An 18,262-nucleotide genomic window follows, 5' to 3' on the forward strand; every position below is an offset into this window, starting at 1 on the left:
GCCGACTTTGGCGAGACGCTGACGCCTCCGCCATTGCCGACGTCGACGGTCGGGCTGAGAGGCCGGAAGGTCGAGAGACCGGAAGGCGACCCCCAGCCACCTGATCCGGGCAATACCGGCGAAGGGAACCCGTCTCGTAGGTCCTTTTTCGCGCCCTGAAGCGCTCGCGCCTACGTCAGCCCCGCCGCGCGCGCCCGCTCCACCGCCGGACCGATCGCCTTGGCGACCGCCTCGACGTCGGCCGTCGTGGAGGTGTGGCCGAGGGAGAAGCGCAGGGTGCCGCGGGCCAGGTCCGGGTCGGTGCCGGTGGCGAGCAGGACGTGGCTGGGCTGGGCGACGCCCGCGGTGCAGGCGGAGCCGGTGGAGCACTCGATGCCCTGCGCGTCCAGGAGCAGCAGCAGGGAGTCGCCCTCGCAGCCGGGGAAGGTGAAGTGGGCGTTGGCCGGGAGCCGGTCCACGGGGTCGCCGCCGAGGATCGAGTCCGGGACGGCCGTACGGACCGCCGTGACCAGGTCGTCGCGCAGGGCACCGATCTCCCGGGCGAAGCGCTCGCGGTGCTCGGCGGCGTGCCGGCCGGCGACCGCGAACGAGGCGATGGCGGGCACGTCCAGGGTGCCGGAGCGCACATGCCGCTCCTGGCCGCCGCCGTGCAGCACGGGCACGGGGCTGTACTCACGGCCCAGCAGCAGCGCTCCGATGCCGTACGGGCCGCCGATCTTGTGGCCGGAGACGGTCATCGCGGCAAGCCCCGAGGCGCCGAAGTCGACCGGTAGCTGGCCGACCGCCTGGACCGCGTCGGCGTGCAGCGGGACGCCGAACTCGGCGGCGGCGTCGGCGAGTTCGCGAACCGGCATGACGGTGCCGATCTCGTTGTTCGCCCACATGACGGTGGCGAGGGCCACGTCGTCGGGGTCGCGGGCGATGGCCTCACGCAGGGCGTCGGGGTGGACCCGGCCGTAGGCGTCGACGGGCAGGTACTCGACCACGGCGCCCTCGTGCTCGCCGAGCCAGTGGACCGCGTCGAGGACCGCGTGGTGTTCGACGGGGCTGGCGAGGACGCGGCGGCGGCGGTCGTCGGCGGCGCGCCGGGACCAGTACAGGCCCTTGACGGCGAGGTTGTCCGCCTCGGTGCCGCCGGAGGTGAAGACGACCTCGCTGGGGCGGGCGCCCAGGGCCTCGGCGAGGGTTTCGCGGGCTTCCTCGACGGTGCGGCGGGCCCGCCGGCCGGATGCGTGCAGGGAGGAGGCGTTGCCCGTGACGCCCAGTTGGGCGGTCAGTGCCTCTGCCGCCTCCGGGAGCATCGGGGTGGTCGCGGCGTGGTCGAGGTATGCCATGGTGAGGCCGATTCTACGGCGCGCTCCCTCACGGCCCGCGGCGCCCGGTCGGCCACCGGGCTCAGAAGCTCCAGGAGACCGTGTTGTCGGCCTGCATGAACGCGACGAGCACCAGCAGGTCGGCGACTCCCAGGCCGAGGCCGAGGAGGGCACGGCCGCGGCGCCGCGTCCCCCGCCACAGGGCGATGCTCGCCAGGGTGATGGCGACGGGCCCCAGGAAGACGTTGAAGACGAGCAGTCCGAGCAGTCCGAGGACGAAGGACGCGACGGCCATGCCGTCGGTGTCGCGGATGCCGGTGCGACGGGTGGCCGGTGCGGTCAGATGCATGGTCGGTCAGCTCCCGACGGTCGGTTGATCGGGTCGGCAGGACTCGGGGGACTGAGCGGGACTCGGCAGGACCGAGCGGCGCTCAGTGCGACGGTGTGCGGCGCCTGCGGGCGTGCCGCTCGCGCGCGGCGAAGACGCCGAGCCAGACGGCGATGACCGCGCCCATCGCGACGGAGAAGGTGAGTGGCGCGTGGGCGACGGTGCCCAGGACCACGCCCAGCAGGAGCAGGGCGGCGACCAGGAAGAGCATGAGGGTTCCCCCCTCTCTCGGTGAACCATTGCGATAACAGATGTTCACTGACTACCCAGTCTAACGCGTCGCACCTCTTCCCCCTTACGGAGAACAGTTGTTAACTGCATGGCATGAGTCACACCCTCGGTATCCGGCAGGCCCAGAAGCAGAAGACCCGGCAGGCGCTCCTGGACGCGGCGTTGCGACTGCTGGAGGAGCAGAGCCTGAGCAGCCTGGGTCTGCGTGAGGTCACCCGCGCCGTCGGTGTCGCCCCGACCGCCTTCTACCGGCACTTCCGCTCCACGGCGGATCTCGGCGTGGCCCTGGTCGAGGAGGCGCTGGGCAGCCTGCACCCCATGATCCGGACGACGGTGTCCGCGGTGGACGACCACGACGAACGCATCGCGCGTACCGTCGAACTGATCGCCCGTCATGTGGACGCGTACCCCGCACACGTCCGGTTTATCGCCCGCGAGCGACATGGCGGAGTCCAGCCGGTGCGCGAGGCCATCCGGGAGCAACTGGCCCGGTTCACCGAGGAGGTGAGGACCGAGCTGGCCAAGGACCGGGAGTCCGAGGGCTGGAGCGACGACGACCTGCTGATGCTCGCCGGTCTCTACGTCGACCAGATGCTCGGCACCGCCTCGCTCTTCCTGGAGACCCTGGACGCCCCCGAGGAGGAGCGCCGGCGCGTCACCCGGCTCGCCACCCGCCGGCTCCGCCTGATCGGCCTCGGCCGGGCGCACTGGCGGGACTGAACCGCCGTAGGGGCAGCCGCGGTTCAGTCCGGCACGATCGGCGAGAAAGCCTCTAGGCCCCTTGGAGCCGGGCCCTCGCCAGCTGGCGGGACTGGGCGACCAGGCGGTCGTCGCTGTCCCAGACCTCCGCGTCCTCCTCCAGGAAGCCACCCGCGAGGTTGCGGGTGGTGATGGAGACGCGCAGCGGGCCGGGGGCCGGGCGGCAGCGGACGTGGACGGTCAGCTCGACCGTGGGCACCCAGCCGGAGAGGCCCAGTTCGAAGGCGGTGGGCGGCAGCGCGTCCACCGCGAGCAGCAGGGAGAAGGGGTCGGCGTCGCGGCCGTCCTTCAGGCCGAACCAGGCCCGCATCTCGCCCTTGCCGGAGGGCGCGCCGAGCGCCCAGCCGAGGGTGGCGGGGTCGAGCTTGAGCATCAGCCGGTCGGTGATGGCGGAGCTGCCGGGCACGGGGGCGGGCGCGTCGTCGGGGCCGAAGCACTGGTCGATCGGCGGGATCGCGGGCGGCTTCGCCGTCGTGCGGACGTCGTCGGGGAGGGCGTCCAGGTCGCCGTAGGAGGCGAGGACGCGGATCCGCTCGACCTCGTTGCCCTGCTCGTCGTACTGGAAGAGGGAGGCCTGGCCGGTCGACAGGGTGCGGCCGGTGCGGACCACGTCCGTGCGGACGACCGCGGGGCCCGGCTGGGAGGCGGTCAGGTAGTGCGCGGAGACGGTGAACGGGTCCGGGTGCGGCAGGGCGTCCGCCAGCGCGCGGCCCAGGACGGCCAGCAGATAGCCGCCGTTGACGGCGTTGATGATGGTCCAGCCGGCGGAGAGGTCGATGTCGTAGACGCCCTCCGCGCGGCGCGTGACGGCCGTGTCGCGGTCGAACTCGCTGTCGCCGATCGTCGCCTGGGATGCCTGAGCCATGGCGGTACGGTACAACAACAAACTACTAAGCGGTAGCTTTTGCGGGGTCCTCTTCCCGCACCGTCGACCGCCGGTTCCACGCCCGCGGCGCCCGCCAGTGGAACCGCATCGCCAGCAGCCGCAGCACGAACGCGGTGACGACGGCCGTCGCCGAGGTCACCGTGGTCAGCGCGTCGAAGCGGATGCACAGCACGACCATCGTGGCGCCCACCATCGCGGGCACCGCGTACAGATCGCGGTCCCAGCGCAGCAGCGAGGGCACCTCGTTGGCGAGGACGTCGCGCAGCACACCGCCGCCGACCGCGGTGGCGAGGCCGAGGGCCGCCGAGGCGGTCAGGCCCAGGCCGTACTCGTACGCCTTGATCGTCCCGGAGACGCAGAACAGGCCGAGGCCGGCGGCGTCGAAGACGTTCACGCCGGTCTGGATGCGCTCCACCTGCGGGTGGAGGAAGAAGACGAGCAGCGCCGCGAGCAGTGGGGTGAGGAAGTACCCCAGATCCGTGAAGGCGGCCGGCGGTACGGCGCCGATGATCAGGTCACGGAAGAGCCCGCCGCCCAGCGCGGTGACCTCGGCGAGGACGGCGATGCCGAAGACGTCGAAGTTCTTGCGGACGGCCAGCAGGGCACCGGAGATCGCGAAGACGAAGATGCCGATCAGATCCAGGGTGTGCTGGACGGACGGGGTGAACAGTTGCTGGAGCACCCGAACATTCTGACGCGTCAAGGGGGGTGCACCTGGCAAACGCAGGTGCACCCCCCTTGATCGTTTATTTCTCTTCGGTGGAGGTCCCGCCGTCGGACGCCTGCTCGGCAGTCTTCTCCGCGGGCTTCTCGCCGGTCTTCTCGCCCTTCTCGGCGGTCTTCTCGACGGCCTTCTTGACCGCCGCCGAGGTCTCCGCCGACTCCTCCAGCACCGCGTCCGGCACCAGTTCCCCGGCCTCCTTGGCGGCGCTCAGCAGGACGGTGTCCTGCGGGGCCTGGTCCTCGAAGTTCTCCGGGTGGTGGCAGGCGACCCGCTGACCGGGGCGCAGCTCGAGCAGCGGCGGCTCCGTCGTCTTGCAGATCTCCGTCGCCTTCCAGCAGCGGGTGTGGAACCGGCAGCCGCTCGGCGGGGAGATCGGCGAGGGCACGTCGCCCTTGAGCAGGATGCGCTCGCTCTTGACGTTCTTGCGGGCCGGGTCCGGGATCGGCACCGCCGACATCAGCGCCTTGGTGTACGGGTGCATCGGCGACTTGTAGAGCAGGTCGCGGTCGGCCAGCTCCACGATCTTGCCGAGGTACATCACCGCGATGCGGTCCGAGACGTGCCGGACCACCGAGAGGTCGTGCGCGATGATCACGTACGTCAGGCCCAGCTCCTGCTGGAGGTCGTCCAGCAGGTTCACCACCTGCGCCTGGATCGACACGTCCAGCGCGGACACCGGCTCGTCGGCGACGACCAGCTTCGGGTTCAGCGCGAGCGCGCGGGCGATGCCGATGCGCTGGCGCTGGCCGCCGGAGAACTCGTGCGGGTAGCGGTTGTAGTGCTCGGGGTTGAGCCCGACCACCGACAGCAGCCGCTGCACTTCCTTCTTGATCCCGCCCTCGGGCTCGACGCCCTGGAGCCGGAAGGGGGCGCCGACGATCGTGCCGATGGTGTGGCGCGGGTTCAGCGACGAGTACGGGTCCTGGAAGATCATCTGCACATCGCGGCGCAGCGGACGCATGCCCGTCACCCCGAGGTGCGTGATGTCCTTGCCCTCGAACTCGACCGTGCCGCCGGTCGGCTCCAGCAGCCGGGTGATGAGCCGGCCCATCGTCGACTTGCCGCAGCCGGACTCGCCGACGACGCCCAGGGTCTCGCCCCGGCGCACCTCGAAGTCGATGCCGTCGACCGCGTGCACCGCGCCGACCTGCCGCTTCAGCAGCCCCTTCTTGATCGGGAAGTGCTTCTGCAGGCCGGTGACCTTGAGCAGCACGTCACCGTCGGCCTCCCCGCGGGACGCGCTCTGCGCGGGGATCGTCACTGCTTTCTCGTCGCTCACAGCTTCGGCGCAATCTCTTCGGTCCAGATACGCTCCCGCTGCTCCTGCGTCATGTGGCAGGCGGCCCAGTGCCGGCTGCCGACCTCGGTCAGCTCCGGGCGGACCGTGCGGGTGACGTTGTCCTTCGGCAGGTCCGCGTACGGGCAGCGCGGGTTGAAGGCACAGCCGGACGGGACGTTGATGAGGGAGGGCGGGGAGCCCTTGACCGGGATCAGCCGCTCCTGCTGGTCGCGGTCGAGGCGCGGCATCGAGCCGAGCAGACCCCAGGTGTAGGGGTGGCGGGGCTCGTAGAACACCTTCTCGGCGGGGCCGCGCTCGACGCACCGGCCGCCGTACATCACCAGCAGGTCGTCGGCCAGCTCGGCGACGACGCCCAGGTCGTGGGTGATGATGATGACCGCCGAGCCGAACTCCTTCTGCAGATCCCGGATCAGGTCCAGGATCTGCGCCTGGACGGTGACGTCCAGGGCGGTGGTCGGCTCGTCCGCGATGAGCAGTTCGGGGTTGTTGACCAGCGACATCGCGATCATCGCGCGCTGGCGCATACCGCCGGAGAACTCGTGCGGGTAGCTGTCGACACGCTTGTCGGGCTGCGGGATGCCGACCCGGTCGAGCATCTCGACCGCGCGGCGCTTGGCGGTCTTCTTGTCGACGTCGTGGTGTATTCGGTACGCCTCCACGATCTGCTGGCCGATCGTGTAGTACGGGTGCAGCGCGGACAGCGGGTCCTGGAAGATCATCGCCATCTCGCGGCCGCGCATCCGCCGCACGTGGTCCGGGTCGGCCGACAGCAGCTCGGTGCCGTTCAGCCAGATCTCGCCGGAGATCTGCGGCTTGCGCTTGCCGTAGTTGCCGGCGGTGTGCAGGCCCATGATGCCGAGCGAGGTCACCGACTTGCCGGAGCCGGACTCGCCCACGATGCCGAGGGTCTTGCCCTTCTCCAGCTGGAAGCTGAGCCCGTCGACGGACTTGACCAGGCCGTCGTCGGTGGGGAAGTGCACCTTCAGGTCGCGCACTTCGAGGAAGGCGGTCGGGGCGGGACCGGCGGCGGGGGTGGGCTCGCCCACGGCCGCGCCCGTCTTGCTGAGTTCGGTCATGTGAGCCTCACTCGGGGGTCGATCACGGCGTACAGGACGTCCACCACGAGGTTGGCGATGAGCACCGCGAGAGAAGTGATCAGGGTGACGCCCAGGATGACGGGCAGGTCCTGGTTCTTGATCGCGTTCAGCACGGCCTGGCCGAGGCCGGGCAGGGAGAACGTGGTCTCGGTCAGGATCGCACCGCCGATGAGGGCGCCCAGGTCCATGCCGAGCATGGTGAGGATGGGCGTCATCGTCGAGCGCATGGCGTGCTTGCGGATGACGACCTGCTCCCGCAGACCCTTGGCGCGCGCCGTGCGGATGTAGTCCTCGCCGAGGATCTCCAGCATGGTGGCGCGGGTGATGCGGGCGTACATCGCCGCGTAGAGGAAGGCCAGGGTGACCCACGGCAGGATCATGCCGCCGAGCCAGCCGGTGAAGCTCTCCTCCAGGGGGACGAACTCGCCGTTGATCCAGCCCAGTCCGTAGGAGAAGATCGCGAGGCTGAGCAGACCGGTGAAGTAGATGGGAAGGGAGACACCCGCCAGGGCGACGATCATCGCGCCACGGTCCCAGAAGCTGCCCCGCTTGAGGGCGGAGAGCACACCCGCGGCCAGGCCGAAGATCAGCCACAGGACGGCCGCGCCGAGCGCCAGCCCCAGGGTCACCGGGAAGCGGTCGGTCAGCACGGGCCAGATGGCCTGTTCGCTGCGGAAGGAGTAGCCGAAGCACGGCGCGGCGCACTGCGTGACGTCACCGCCGCCGGCGTAGGTCCGGCCGACGAAGATGCCCTTGAAGAACTCCCAGACCTGCGAGTAGATCGGGTCGCCGAGGCCCAGCTTCTCCCGCACGCCCTCGACGGCGGCGGGGTCGGCCTGCTTGCCCACGAAGTTCAGGGCGACGTCGACGCCCGCCCACTTGGGGATGAGGAAGAAGATGCTGAAGACCACCACGACGATGACCACGAGCATCACTGCGGCGGCGAACAACCGCCTGATGAGGTAAGCGAGCACAGCTAACGGCCCGCCGCGGACCGCGGGCCGCCGGAGGTCTTCCGGGGCCCGCGGTCACGCCGCGCCGGCCTTCACCTGCCTTTCGTGCCGTACGGCGGGTGTGCCGGTTACTTCGTGTTCTTCAGACCGAGGTTGACGAAGTCGTACTGACCGCTGTACGCGTCGGTGGTGTAGACGTTCGCCAGCCGGTCCGAGCGCCAGTTCAGGAACCGCTCGAAGACGAAGGGCAGGTAGTACGCGCCGTCCATCACCTTGTGGTTGATCTGCGTGGCGATCTCGACCTTCTCGGCCTCGTCCAGCGTCTTCGTGTAGTCGGCGAAGAGGCCGTCGATCTCCTTGTCCTCGATCAGCGCGTAGTTGTTGTTGGCGCTCTCGAGGATGTACTTGCTGTGCCAGAGCGGCAGGCCGAAGCCCTGGACGGACGGGAAGTCCGCGCCCCAGCCCATGATGATGATGCCGTAGCCCTTCTTCTTCACGTTCGAGGGGCTGCCGACGACGCTGGAGTTCTGGGCACCGTCGTACTGGTCGATCTCGACGTCGATGCCGACCTTCTTCAGCGAGGCCTGGAGCGACTCGGCGGTGGCGACCTCGGCGGGCTTGTTGTTGCGGACCGCGATCTTGGTCTTGAAGCCGTTCGGCTTGCCGCAGGCCTTCAGCTCTTCCTTGGCCTTGGCGGCGTTGCCCTTCTTGTTCTCACCGGCCATGCCGTACGGGTCGTACTTCTGGCCCTCGCCGCCCGGGATGCCCGGAGGCAGCATGTTGGTGCCGATGTCGCCGCCGGCGACGGGGCCGCCGCGCGCGGTCTGCAGGGAGACGTGGTCGGCGCCGTAGAGCACCGCCTTGCGGCAGTGGATGTTGTCGAACGGCTTCACGTTCTGCGCGAGGGCCGCGTAACGGATGTAGCCGGAGACCGGGTTGTCCAGGTTGTCCTTGTGCTCCTTCAGGGCGGTGGCGCGGCCCTGCGGGGAGAGGCTGGTCTGGGCCAGGTCCAGGTCGTAGTCACCGGCGATCAGACGGGCGTCCAGGTCGTTGGCGTTCGAGAAGAACTTGACCGTGATCTTGTCCGGGTACGCCTTGCGGATCGGGTCCGAGGACTGCTTCCACTCGGTGTTGCGGACCAGCGTGAGGTCCTTGCCCGGGCTGTAGGACTCGAACTTGTACGGGCCGGAGGAGAACGGCCGCAGCGCGTACTTGGACTTGGTGTCCTTGTCCTGGCGGACCGGGGAGGCCGAGATGAGGGCCAGCATCTCCTCGAAGTCCGAGTTCGCCTCGGGCAGCTTGAAGACGATGGTCTTGTCGTCCGGCGTCTCGATGGCCTTCAGGCCGAGCTTGTCCTTGGACTTGTCCTTGTACGGACCCGGGTACTCGCCCTTGGGGTCGAGCACCTCCTTGAGGTACGTCGGGCCGCCGGACAGCACGTCCTGCGCCCAGACGCGCTCGATGCCGTACTTGATGTCCTTGGAGGTGATCGGCTTGCCGTCCTCCCAGGTGATGCCGTCACGCAGGGTGTACGTGTAGGTCTTGCCGTCGTCGCTGATCTTGGCGAGACCGGTGGCGAGGTCCGGGGTCAGCTCGGTGCCGGCCTTGCCCGGCTCCGTCTTGTTCGTGACGAGCTGGCGGCTGTAGTAGCGCGCGAAGTTCCACATGAAGCCGTAGTAGCCGCGGGTGGTGTCCCACGAGTCGGCGTCCTGCGGGGCGGCGAACTTCAGGGTGCCGCCCTTCTTCGCGAGGTCGGCCTGGGCGACCTTGTTGTTCGCCGCGTTGAAGCCGGCCGCGCCGTTCTTCGACCCGTTGTTGCTGTCCTTGCCACCGCCGCCGCACGCCGCCGTGGTCAGCAGCGCGGCGACCACCGCGGCAGCGGCCATGGCCTGCTTGCGCCGCCCTGAGGTGCGTTGGGTAGTCACGATCTCGGATCCTCCGGAATTGATGAGAGACCCCGTGCCTTGCGCCACGGGTCGCTTGCGGTACGGCAGTTCAGCGCGAGCCCTTCGGGTCGAGCGCGTCGCGGACGCCGTCGCCGAAGAGGTTGAAGGCCAGAACGGTGATGAAGATCGCCACGCCCGGGATCACCATGTACATGGGGTCCGAGTCGTAGTAGTCGATCGCGTTCGAGAGCATCTGCCCCCAGGACGGCGTCGGCGGCTTGACGCCGACGCCCAGGAAGCTGAGTGCCGCCTCGGTGAGGATGTTGGTGGGAATCATCATCGTCGTGTACACGATGATCGGCGCGACCAGGTTGGGCAGCAGCTCCTTGAAGAGGATGTAGAACCGCCCGGCGCCCAGCGAGCGGGCCGCCTCGACGTACTCGCGCTCGCGCAGCGACAGCGTCTGGCCGCGCACCACGCGTCCGATGTAGGGCCAGCCGAAGAAGCCGATGACCAGGATCATCACGAACAGGCGCACGCCGGTGCCGGTCAGTCCCAGCATCTCGCTCGGCATCACCGAGACCAGCGCGATGATGAACAGCAGCTGGGGGAAGGCCAGCAGGCCGTCCATGACCCGGCTGATGACGGTGTCGACCCAGCCGCCGAAGAAGCCGGCGAGGATGCCGAGAACGGTGCCGATGACGACGGCGACGATCGCCGACAGGAAGCCGACGAGCAGCGAGATCTGGGCGCCGTAGACGATCCGGGCGAAGATGTCGCGGCCGTTGACCGGCTCCACGCCGAGCCAGTGCTCGCCGCTGATGCCGCCGAACGAGCCGATGGGCGTGCCGAACAGCGGGTCGATGAGGTCCTCGTGGTGGGCCTCGGGGTCCTGTCCCGCGAGTCCGGTGATCACCGGCGCGAGCACCGCGACCAGGATCAGGAACAGCACCACGATGCCGCCCGCGAGGGCCAGTTTGTCGCGCTTCAGCCGTTCCCAGGCGATCCGTCCCAGGGAACGTCCCTGTACGGCCTTCGCCTCGCCGCCGGCCAGCGCCGCTTCCTCGGCCGCACTCGGAGCCGCTTCCGCGGTCGGCTCGTGCAATGGTGCCGTCATCTGGCAGGGACCCCTCTCAACCGGCGGTAGCCGGCCCGCACTTGCCGCTGTAGCGGCGTGATCAGTCCGTCGTACACAGGGGGCGAACACCCGGGCGAACACCCCTGGAGCGGGAGTCTTCAACGCTTTGGCGATCTGTTGCCAGACTTGACGGTGAATGGATGCGTAACCGTGATGCTGTCTGCCGGGTTCCGTTATCCGAACGGTGTGTAACGCGGGCCGGACAGGGGCGAGTTGGGGCAATCAGGACAGAACGGTTGTTTCTGCCCCACGTCTACGCGCGCAGAGGTGGTTGAGGTCCGGACCTGACCGGGATGCGGACGGGGCCCGCGGGCGCGTCAGTAGCGGCCCTGGACGGGCGGCACCGGCGGGTAGCCGTAACCGGCCGCCGGTGCCTGCGCGGGCGGCTGCGCCGGGGCGGCGTGGGCCTCGCGGTCGTAGAACGGGCGGGCGTGGGCGCGCAGCCACATCGCGACCGGGTCGTAGGTGTCGGACATCGCGACCGTCGACACCGGCAGGCCGTCCGGTACGGCGCCGATGGACTGCTGCATCATCGCGCGCACCGAGTCGACGGCGGCCGGGGAGGTGTCGTACACGTCCAGCCCGATGGCGAGGTACGGTGCGCCGAGCGCGGGCTGCACCCAGGCGCGGCGCAGTGAGCGGACGGCGGGGGTGCGGTGGGCGTTCTGGGTCAGCAGGGCGTAGAACGCGGGGATCTCGATGGTCGGCTCGGCGAGCCGCAGCGGGCCGGCGGGCTGGCGGTCCAGGCCGGTGGCGATACGGCGCAGATCGAGCCACGGGATGCCGACGCCGCCGCCGGGGGCGTGCGGGTTCAGCCAGAGGCCGTAGCGCTCGGGGTAGAGGGTGCGGGCCACGTCGACGCCGTCGACGACTTCGTAGCTCCGGTTCCAGCCGCTGGCGGACAGCTCCTGGGCGGAGGTGACGCAGGGCGCGTAGCCGTAGCCGTCGACCTCCATGGTGCCGTACTGGGCGTCGGGGCTGCCGGCCTGACCGTGCCACAGCAGCATCCAGACCTGGCCGGAGGAGGGGGTGGCGAGGGCGCGCAGCAGGGCCTCGTAGGCGTCGTAGCGGCCGGGGGTGACCTGGCGCAGCATGTGCTCGACCTGGCCGGCCGCGGCGGTGCCGCTCACGCTCACTGTTTACCGCCCCTTCGTACAGCGCCCTCGTTCGAGCCGTGACCCTAGCTTAAGGGTGCTCACCGGCTCCGGGACCGGTGCGTCGCGCGGGCACGGGTTCAGTGGGCGCGCGTGTAGAAGGGACGCACCTTCTCGCGCATCCAGCGGCCGACCGGGTCCTCCGCCACGTCCAGGAGGACGAGGTTGACGGGCCACTTCACGGGGACCTTGGCGAGGGCGCGGCCGAGGGCGTCCAGGGGCTGGACGCGGGCGTCGCCCTCCCACTGCGCGAGCTCGACGCCCACGAACATCACGGGGTCGGCGGTCTCGACGGCCGCGAGGCAGCGGCGGGCCGTCAGCACCACGCCGATTCCCTCGAACTCCTCGGAGGCGGCGGAGAGGAAGTCGACCGGGTCGTCCTGCCAGTCCGGCTCGAAGAGACGGACCCGGCCGCCGCTCGCGGGCCCGTCGAGGGGGGTGCGGCCGGCCCGGCACAGCTCGGCGACGGCGGGCGGCGGCAGCGGGACGCCGACCACGCCGCCGGGGTTCAGGGCGATACCGGCCTGCGGCGGCAGTCCGCGCGCGAACTCCACGGCCGGGGCGATGGTGTACGCCATGTGGGCGCCGGCGACCTGGCGGAGCTGCTCCTCCGAGCTGAACACCGGGACGTAGGCCTGACCGTCGATCTCCATGGCCGGCAGATCGAGCGAGCCGCTGTCCGGCCCGCCGCCGTTGGGCAGCGGCACCCACACGAAGCTGCGGCCGAGCACCTCGACGATCCGCCCGCCGGCCGAGGGGCCCGCCCCGAGGGACGCGGACAGCACCTCCTCCAACTCGTTGCCGGGCCAGCCACCGTGCGGCTGCGGGTGCGCCTGCGCCGGGAAGTCCGCGGAAAAACCCGCCGGGAAGTCCATCTGTCTACCGCCTGCTTCACAACCACTGCACTCCCTGTGCCCGCCCAGGCTAACGGGCGACCGGGGGCGTGGGCGCGGCCCCGTCCCGGGTCAGCCCGTGAAGCCGATGCGGTGGAGGGTGTTCGCGGCGTCGCGGTCCAGGAGGATGGCGGAGGTGCAGCCGCGGGGGAGGTTGCCCTGCTCGATGGCGCGGAGGAGGCGGGTCGCGGCGGCGCGGTGGCGGAGGAAGGCGTAGCGCGAGACGCCGCGGCCGCGGGCGCGCTGGCCGGCGAGGGCCTGTTCGGGGGTGACGTCGAGGAGCAGGAGGTGGAGGGTGCCGCCACGGCGGCGGGCCTCGCGGGTCAGCCAGCGCCGCACCCACGCCTGGGTGCCGCAGTCGTGGACGACGACGCCCTCGCCGGTGCGCAGGGCGCGGCGCAGGCCGGCGTAGTGCGCGAGGCGGACCAGGGGGCGGTAGACCGCGTACGGCAGCCAGGACGGCATCCGGCGGTCCCAGCGGTCGCGGGTGTCCTGGGAGTCGACGCGCCGGGCGTCGCGCACCGTGCGGCGCATCAGGGTCGACTTGCCGCTGCCGGGCAGCCCCGTGACCACCGCCAGGTCCTGGGGTCCGAAGAGCAGCGCGTGCGGGCTGCGTCCGCCGCGCTCGCGCAGGTCGCGGACGACGGGGGAGGGCAGCGGGGGGCAGGCCTGCTTCACCGGGACGCCCGGCTGGGTGGGCACCGCGATGCCGGTGGTGGTCGCGTACGCCGTGGTCCTGTTCACCGTGATCGTCCTCCCTGGGGCGGTTCACGTGTTCCCATGCCCGTCGAGTGTAAAGAGAAGGTAATCCGCGATGTCGTGTGTTTTCGTTCTCGTACCGCCACAGCCCGGTTACAGATGTGGTCTGCCACGATCCGGCGCGGCGTGCAATGATGTGCGCGCCAACTGCATACCGGCCGTTTGAATCCGCGCGGGAGAGTCCCCGGCCACCGTGTCGCCGGGGCGCCGAAGGAGCAAGTCCCTCCCTTGAATCTCTCAGGCCCCGTTACCGCGCGGGCGAGGCACATCTGAAAAGCGGGCCGCTCCTGTCCTCGACGAGGAGACCCGGCCCCACCCAAGGTGCAAGCCGTGATCGTCCCACTGGCGGTCGTGGCGAACCTCTCAGGTTCCGATGACAGATGGGGAGGACCTTTCCTCGCCCGCATGCGTTCATGCCCTGGGAGACGACCGACCGATGAGCAGTACCGAACCCTCGCAGAAGCGTCACACCGCGCTCGATGCCGTGCATCGCTCGCTGGGCGCGACGATGACCGACTTCGCCGGCTGGGACATGCCGCTGCGCTACGGCTCGGAGCGCGACGAGCACAACGCCGTGCGCACCAGGGCCGGCCTCTTCGACCTCTCCCACATGGGCGAGATCACCGTGACCGGCCCCCAGGCCGCCGCGCTGCTGAACTACGCCCTCGTCGGCAACATCGCCTCCGTCGGCGTGGGCCGCGCCCGCTACACCATGATCTGCCAGGAGGACGGCGGCATCCTCGACGACCTGATCGTCTACCGCCTGGCCGAGACCGAGTACATGGTCGTCGCCAACGCCTCCAACGCCCAGGTCGTGCTCGACGCGCTCACCGAGCGCTCCGCAGGCTTCGACGCCGAGGTCCGCGACGACCGCGACGCGTACGCGCTGATCGCCGTGCAGGGCCCGGCGTCCCCGGAGATCGTCAAGAGCCTCACCGACGCCGACCTCGACGGGCTGAAGTACTACGCCGGCCTGCCCGGCACCGTCGCCGGCGTCCCCGCGCTGATCGCCCGCACCGGTTACACCGGCGAGGACGGCTTCGAGCTGTTCGTGAAGCCGGAGCACGCCGTGGAGCTGTGGCAGGCGCTGACCAAGGCGGGCGAGGGCGCCGGGCTGGTGCCGTGCGGCCTGTCCTGCCGGGACACCCTGCGCCTGGAGGCGGGCATGCCGCTGTACGGGCACGAGCTGTCGACCTCGCTGACCCCGTTCGACGCCGGGCTCGGCCGGGTGGTCAAGTTCGACAAGGAGGGCGACTTCGTGGGCCGCGAGGCGCTCACCCAGGCCGCCGCGCGCGCCGAGCAGAACCCGCCGCGCGTGCTCGTCGGGCTGATCGCCGAGGGCCGCCGCGTCCCGCGCGCCGGGTACGCGGTCGTCGCGGACGGCGAGGTCATCGGCGAGGTCACCTCCGGCGCGCCCTCCCCGACGCTGGGCAAGCCGATCGCCATGGCCTACGTGGACGCCGCGCACGCCGCTCCGGGCACCCCCGGCGTCGGCGTGGACATCAGGGGCAGTCACGAGCCGTACGAGGTCGTCGCGCTCCCCTTCTACAAGCGTCAGAAGTAGCCACCGAGCGCGGTCCGTACGTGACACCGCGCACATTCGCGCTGCTCACGCACGGTTCCGGCAGTCCCCCATTCACCAGCACTCCCCCGCGTACAGGAGAATTCAGGCCATGAGCAACCCCCAGCAGCTGCGCTACAGCAAGGAGCACGAGTGGCTGTCGGCCGCCGAGGACGGCGTCGCGACGGTCGGCATCACGGAGCACGCGGCCAACGCGCTCGGCGATGTCGTCTTCGTTCAGCTCCCGGAGGTCGGTGACACGGTGTCCGCGGGCGAGACCTGCGGCGAGCTGGAGTCGACCAAGTCGGTCAGCGACCTGTACTCCCCGGTGTCCGGCGAGGTCACCGAGGTCAACGAGGACGTCGTCAACGACCCGTCGCTGGTGAACTCCGCCCCCTTCGAGGGCGGCTGGCTGTTCAAGGTACGCGTCGCGGAGGAGCCGGCCGAGCTGCTCTCCGCCGACGAGTACACCGCCTTCATCGCCGGCTGAGGAGTCGTAGACGTATGTCCGTCCTGAACACGCCCCTGCACGAGCTCGACCCGGACGTCGCCGCCGCCGTCGACGCCGAGCTGCGCCGCCAGCAGTCCACCCTGGAGATGATCGCCTCCGAGAACTTCGCCCCGCTGGCGGTCATGGAGGCCCAGGGCTCGGTCCTGACCAACAAGTACGCCGAGGGCTACCCGGGCCGCCGCTACTACGGCGGCTGCGAGCACGTCGACGTCACCGAGCAGATCGCCATCGACCGGGTCAAGGAGCTGTTCGGCGCGGAGTACGCCAACGTGCAGCCGCACTCGGGCGCCTCCGCCAACCAGGCCGCGCTGTTCGCCCTGGCCCAGCCCGGCGACACCATCCTGGGCCTGGACCTGGCGCACGGCGGTCACCTCACCCACGGGATGCGGCTGAACTTCTCCGGCAAGCAGTTCAACGTGGTCGCCTACCACGTGGACGACAACGGCCTGGTCGACATGGCCGAGGTCGAGCGGCTCGCCAAGGAGCACCGCCCGAAGGTGATCATCGCGGGCTGGTCGGCGTACCCGCGCCAGCTGGACTTCGGCGAGTTCCGCCGGATCGCCGACGAGGTCGAGGCGTACCTCTGGGTCGACATGGCGCACTTCGCGGGTCTGGTCGCCGCGGGGCTGCACGAGAACCCGGTGCCGTACGCCGATGTCGTGACGTCCACCACGCACAAGACGCTGGGCGGCCCGCGCGGCGGCATCATCCTCGCCCGCGGCAAGGACTTCGCGAAGAAGCTGAACTCCGCCGTCTTCCCGGGCTTCCAGGGCGGCCCCCTGGAGCACGTGATCGCGGCCAAGGCGGTCTCCTTCAAGATCGCCGCCTCGGAGGACTTCAAGGAGCGCCAGCACCGTACAGTGGAAGGCGCGCGGATCCTCGCCGAGCGGCTGACCGCCCCGGACGCCCGCGAGGCCGGGATCAACGTCCTCACCGGCGGCACCGACGTCCACCTCGTCCTGGTCGACCTGCGCGACTCGGAGCTGGACGGGCAGCAGGCCGAGGACCGTCTCCACGAGGTCGGCATCACCGTCAACCGCAACGCGGTCCCCAACGACCCGCGTCCGCCGATGGTGACCTCCGGCCTGCGCATCGGTACGCCCGCGCTCGCCACCCGCGGCTTCACGGCCGAGGACTTCCGCGAGGTCGCGGACGTGATCGCGGAAGCGCTCAAGCCGTCCTGCGACGTGGCGGCACTGAAGTCCAGGGTCACCGCCCTGGCGGACAAGCACCCGCTCTACCCGAGCGTCGGCAAGTAAGCACCACCCCGTGCGGGGCACCCCACCGGGTGCCCCGCCACCACCCGCATTGAGGAGTCTGACGTGGCCATCTCGGTCTTCGACCTGTTCTCGATCGGCATCGGCCCCTCCAGCTCCCACACGGTCGGCCCGATGCGCGCGGCGCGCATGTTCGCCCGCCGGCTGCGCAACGAGGGCCTGCTGGACTCGGTCGCCACCGTCCGCACCGAGCTGTACGGCTCGCTGGGCGCCACCGGCCACGGCCACGGCACGCCCAAGGCGGTGCTGCTCGGCCTGGAGGGCGACTCGCCGCGCACGGTCGACGTGGAGACCGCCGACGAGCGGGTGGAGACGATCAAGGATTCGGGCCGGATCCGCCTCCTCGGCGAGCGCGAGATCCCGTTCTCCTTCGACGACGACCTGGTCCTGCACCGCCGCAAGACCCTCCCCTACCACGCCAACGGCATGACGCTGTGGGCGTACGACGCCGACGGCGCCGAGCTGCTGACCAAGACGTACTACTCGGTGGGCGGCGGTTTCGTCGTCGACGAGGACGCGGTCGGCGCGGACCGGATCAAGCTCGACGACACGGTCCTGAAGTACCCCTTCCGCACGGGCGACGAGCTGCTGCGCCTGACCAAGGAGACCGGCCTGTCGATCTCCGCGCTGATGCTGGAGAACGAGCGGGCCTGGCGCACCGAGGACGAGATCCGCGCGGGCCTGCTGGAGATCTGGCGGGTCATGCGGGAGTGCGTGGAGCGCGGCATGTCCCGCGAGGGCATCCTGCCGGGCGGGCTGCGCGTCAAGCGCCGGGCGGCGACGACGGCGCGCAAGCTGCGCTCCGAGGGCGACCCGCAGGCCCTGGCGATGGAGTGGATCACCCTCTACGCGATGGCCGTGAACGAGGAGAATGCGGCCGGCGGGCGCGTGGTGACCGCCCCGACGAACGGCGCGGCCGGGATCATCCCCGCGGTGCTGCACTACTACATCAACTTCGTGCCCGGCGCCGACGAGGACGGCGTGGTCCGCTTCCTGCTCGCCGCCGGAGCCATCGGCATGCTCTTCAAGGAGAACGCCTCCATCTCCGGCGCCGAGGTCGGCTGCCAGGGCGAGGTGGGCTCGGCCTGCTCCATGGCGGCCGGCGCCCTCGCGGAGGTCCTGGGCGGCTCCCCCGAGCAGGTGGAGAACGCGGCCGAGATCGGCATGGAGCACAACCTGGGCCTCACCTGCGACCCGGTCGGCGGCCTGGTCCAGATCCCGTGCATCGAGCGCAACGGCATGGCCGCGGTGAAGGCGGTCACGGCGGCGCGGATGGCTATGCGCGGCGACGGCTCCCACAAGGTGTCCCTGGACAAGGTCATCAAGACGATGAAGGACACCGGCGCGGACATGTCGGTCAAGTACAAGGAGACGGCCCGGGGCGGGCTGGCGGTCAACATCATCGAGTGCTGACCCCCGGTAGGGTGAGCCC

At 70.4% G+C, this 18,262-nt stretch carries 18 protein-coding genes and 1 riboswitch; of the genes, 5 read left to right on the plus strand and 13 right to left on the minus strand.

Annotation, left to right across the window (positions count from 1 at the left end; genetic code table 11):
* Window positions 1-170: 170 nt before the first annotated feature.
* The 3 genes from ACIG0D_RS21865 to ACIG0D_RS21875 form a co-directional block, all read right to left on the minus strand.
* Window positions 171-1,334, minus strand: coding sequence for a cysteine desulfurase family protein (locus ACIG0D_RS21865; protein ID WP_399803249.1), 1,164 nt, complete (start codon window positions 1,332-1,334; stop codon window positions 171-173).
* Window positions 1,335-1,395: 61 nt separating this feature from the next.
* Window positions 1,396-1,662, minus strand: coding sequence for a DUF4190 domain-containing protein (locus tag ACIG0D_RS21870; RefSeq protein ID WP_399803252.1), 267 nt, complete (start codon window positions 1,660-1,662; stop codon window positions 1,396-1,398).
* Window positions 1,663-1,744: 82 nt separating this feature from the next.
* Window positions 1,745-1,912, minus strand: a complete 168-nt coding sequence (locus tag ACIG0D_RS21875) for a hypothetical protein (RefSeq protein ID WP_365760966.1) — start codon at window positions 1,910-1,912, stop codon at window positions 1,745-1,747.
* A 113-nt stretch (window positions 1,913-2,025) separates the two neighbouring features.
* On the opposite strand from ACIG0D_RS21875, the gene ACIG0D_RS21880 reads away from it, so the two are divergent.
* On the plus strand, window positions 2,026-2,652 hold the full coding sequence (locus tag ACIG0D_RS21880) for a TetR family transcriptional regulator (RefSeq protein ID WP_399803255.1): 627 nt from the start codon (window positions 2,026-2,028) through the stop codon (window positions 2,650-2,652).
* 52 nt (window positions 2,653-2,704) lie between these two features.
* On the opposite strand, the gene ACIG0D_RS21885 is transcribed toward ACIG0D_RS21880, so the two are convergent.
* From ACIG0D_RS21885 to ACIG0D_RS21930, 10 genes are all read right to left on the minus strand, one after another.
* On the minus strand, window positions 2,705-3,556 hold the full coding sequence (locus ACIG0D_RS21885; protein ID WP_399803258.1) for a thioesterase family protein: 852 nt from the start codon (window positions 3,554-3,556) through the stop codon (window positions 2,705-2,707).
* A gap of 25 nt (window positions 3,557-3,581) precedes the next feature.
* Window positions 3,582-4,259, minus strand: coding sequence for a trimeric intracellular cation channel family protein (locus ACIG0D_RS21890; RefSeq protein WP_365760960.1), 678 nt, complete (start codon window positions 4,257-4,259; stop codon window positions 3,582-3,584).
* 64 nt (window positions 4,260-4,323) lie between these two features.
* Window positions 4,324-5,562 carry an ABC transporter ATP-binding protein gene (locus tag ACIG0D_RS21895; protein ID WP_399803374.1) on the minus strand — a complete coding sequence of 413 codons (1,239 nt, stop codon included), beginning with the start codon at window positions 5,560-5,562 and terminating at the stop codon, window positions 4,324-4,326.
* Window positions 5,563-5,576: 14 nt separating this feature from the next.
* Complete coding sequence (locus tag ACIG0D_RS21900) at window positions 5,577-6,677, minus strand: ABC transporter ATP-binding protein (RefSeq protein WP_399803261.1); 1,101 nt, start codon at window positions 6,675-6,677, stop codon at window positions 5,577-5,579.
* A complete protein-coding gene (locus tag ACIG0D_RS21905) occupies window positions 6,674-7,672 on the minus strand; it encodes an ABC transporter permease (protein WP_399803264.1) in 999 nt (332 codons plus the stop codon). The genes ACIG0D_RS21900 and ACIG0D_RS21905 overlap by 4 nt, the downstream gene beginning before the upstream one ends.
* Window positions 7,673-7,779: 107 nt before the next feature.
* Complete coding sequence (locus ACIG0D_RS21910; protein ID WP_399803267.1) at window positions 7,780-9,576, minus strand: ABC transporter substrate-binding protein; 1,797 nt, start codon at window positions 9,574-9,576, stop codon at window positions 7,780-7,782.
* A 70-nt stretch (window positions 9,577-9,646) separates the two neighbouring features.
* On the minus strand, window positions 9,647-10,654 hold the full coding sequence (locus ACIG0D_RS21915; RefSeq protein ID WP_399803270.1) for an ABC transporter permease: 1,008 nt from the start codon (window positions 10,652-10,654) through the stop codon (window positions 9,647-9,649).
* A gap of 338 nt (window positions 10,655-10,992) precedes the next feature.
* Window positions 10,993-11,811, minus strand: coding sequence for an enhanced serine sensitivity protein SseB C-terminal domain-containing protein (locus ACIG0D_RS21920; protein ID WP_399803272.1), 819 nt, complete (start codon window positions 11,809-11,811; stop codon window positions 10,993-10,995).
* A gap of 98 nt (window positions 11,812-11,909) precedes the next feature.
* On the minus strand, window positions 11,910-12,704 hold the full coding sequence (locus ACIG0D_RS21925; RefSeq protein WP_399803275.1) for an enhanced serine sensitivity protein SseB: 795 nt from the start codon (window positions 12,702-12,704) through the stop codon (window positions 11,910-11,912).
* Window positions 12,705-12,794: 90 nt separating this feature from the next.
* Window positions 12,795-13,466, minus strand: a complete 672-nt coding sequence (locus ACIG0D_RS21930; protein ID WP_399803278.1) for an AAA family ATPase — start codon at window positions 13,464-13,466, stop codon at window positions 12,795-12,797.
* A gap of 178 nt (window positions 13,467-13,644) precedes the next feature.
* Window positions 13,645-13,744, plus strand: a riboswitch (glycine riboswitch).
* A gap of 173 nt (window positions 13,745-13,917) precedes the next feature.
* On the opposite strand from ACIG0D_RS21930, the gene gcvT reads away from it, so the two are divergent.
* The 4 genes from gcvT to ACIG0D_RS21950 all read left to right on the plus strand — a co-directional run bounded on the left by gcvT (window position 13,918) and on the right by ACIG0D_RS21950 (window position 18,243).
* The gene (gene gcvT / locus ACIG0D_RS21935; RefSeq protein WP_399803281.1) at window positions 13,918-15,045 is read left to right on the plus strand and encodes a glycine cleavage system aminomethyltransferase GcvT; all 1,128 of its coding nucleotides are present in this window, start codon (window positions 13,918-13,920) and stop codon (window positions 15,043-15,045) included.
* A gap of 109 nt (window positions 15,046-15,154) precedes the next feature.
* Window positions 15,155-15,532, plus strand: a complete 378-nt coding sequence (gene gcvH, locus ACIG0D_RS21940; RefSeq protein ID WP_399803283.1) for a glycine cleavage system protein GcvH — start codon at window positions 15,155-15,157, stop codon at window positions 15,530-15,532.
* A 14-nt stretch (window positions 15,533-15,546) separates the two neighbouring features.
* Window positions 15,547-16,812: a serine hydroxymethyltransferase gene (glyA, locus tag ACIG0D_RS21945; protein ID WP_399803286.1), complete on the plus strand. Its 1,266-nt coding sequence runs from the start codon at window positions 15,547-15,549 to the stop codon at window positions 16,810-16,812.
* Between the two features lie 63 nt (window positions 16,813-16,875).
* Entirely contained in the window at window positions 16,876-18,243 is a 1,368-nt protein-coding gene (locus ACIG0D_RS21950) for an L-serine ammonia-lyase (protein WP_399803289.1), read from the plus strand.
* The last annotated feature ends 19 nt before the right edge of the window (window positions 18,244-18,262 follow it).

The organism is Streptomyces sp. NPDC052773 (assembly GCF_044547145.1).
Classification (GTDB): Bacteria; Actinomycetota; Actinomycetes; order Streptomycetales; family Streptomycetaceae; genus Streptomyces.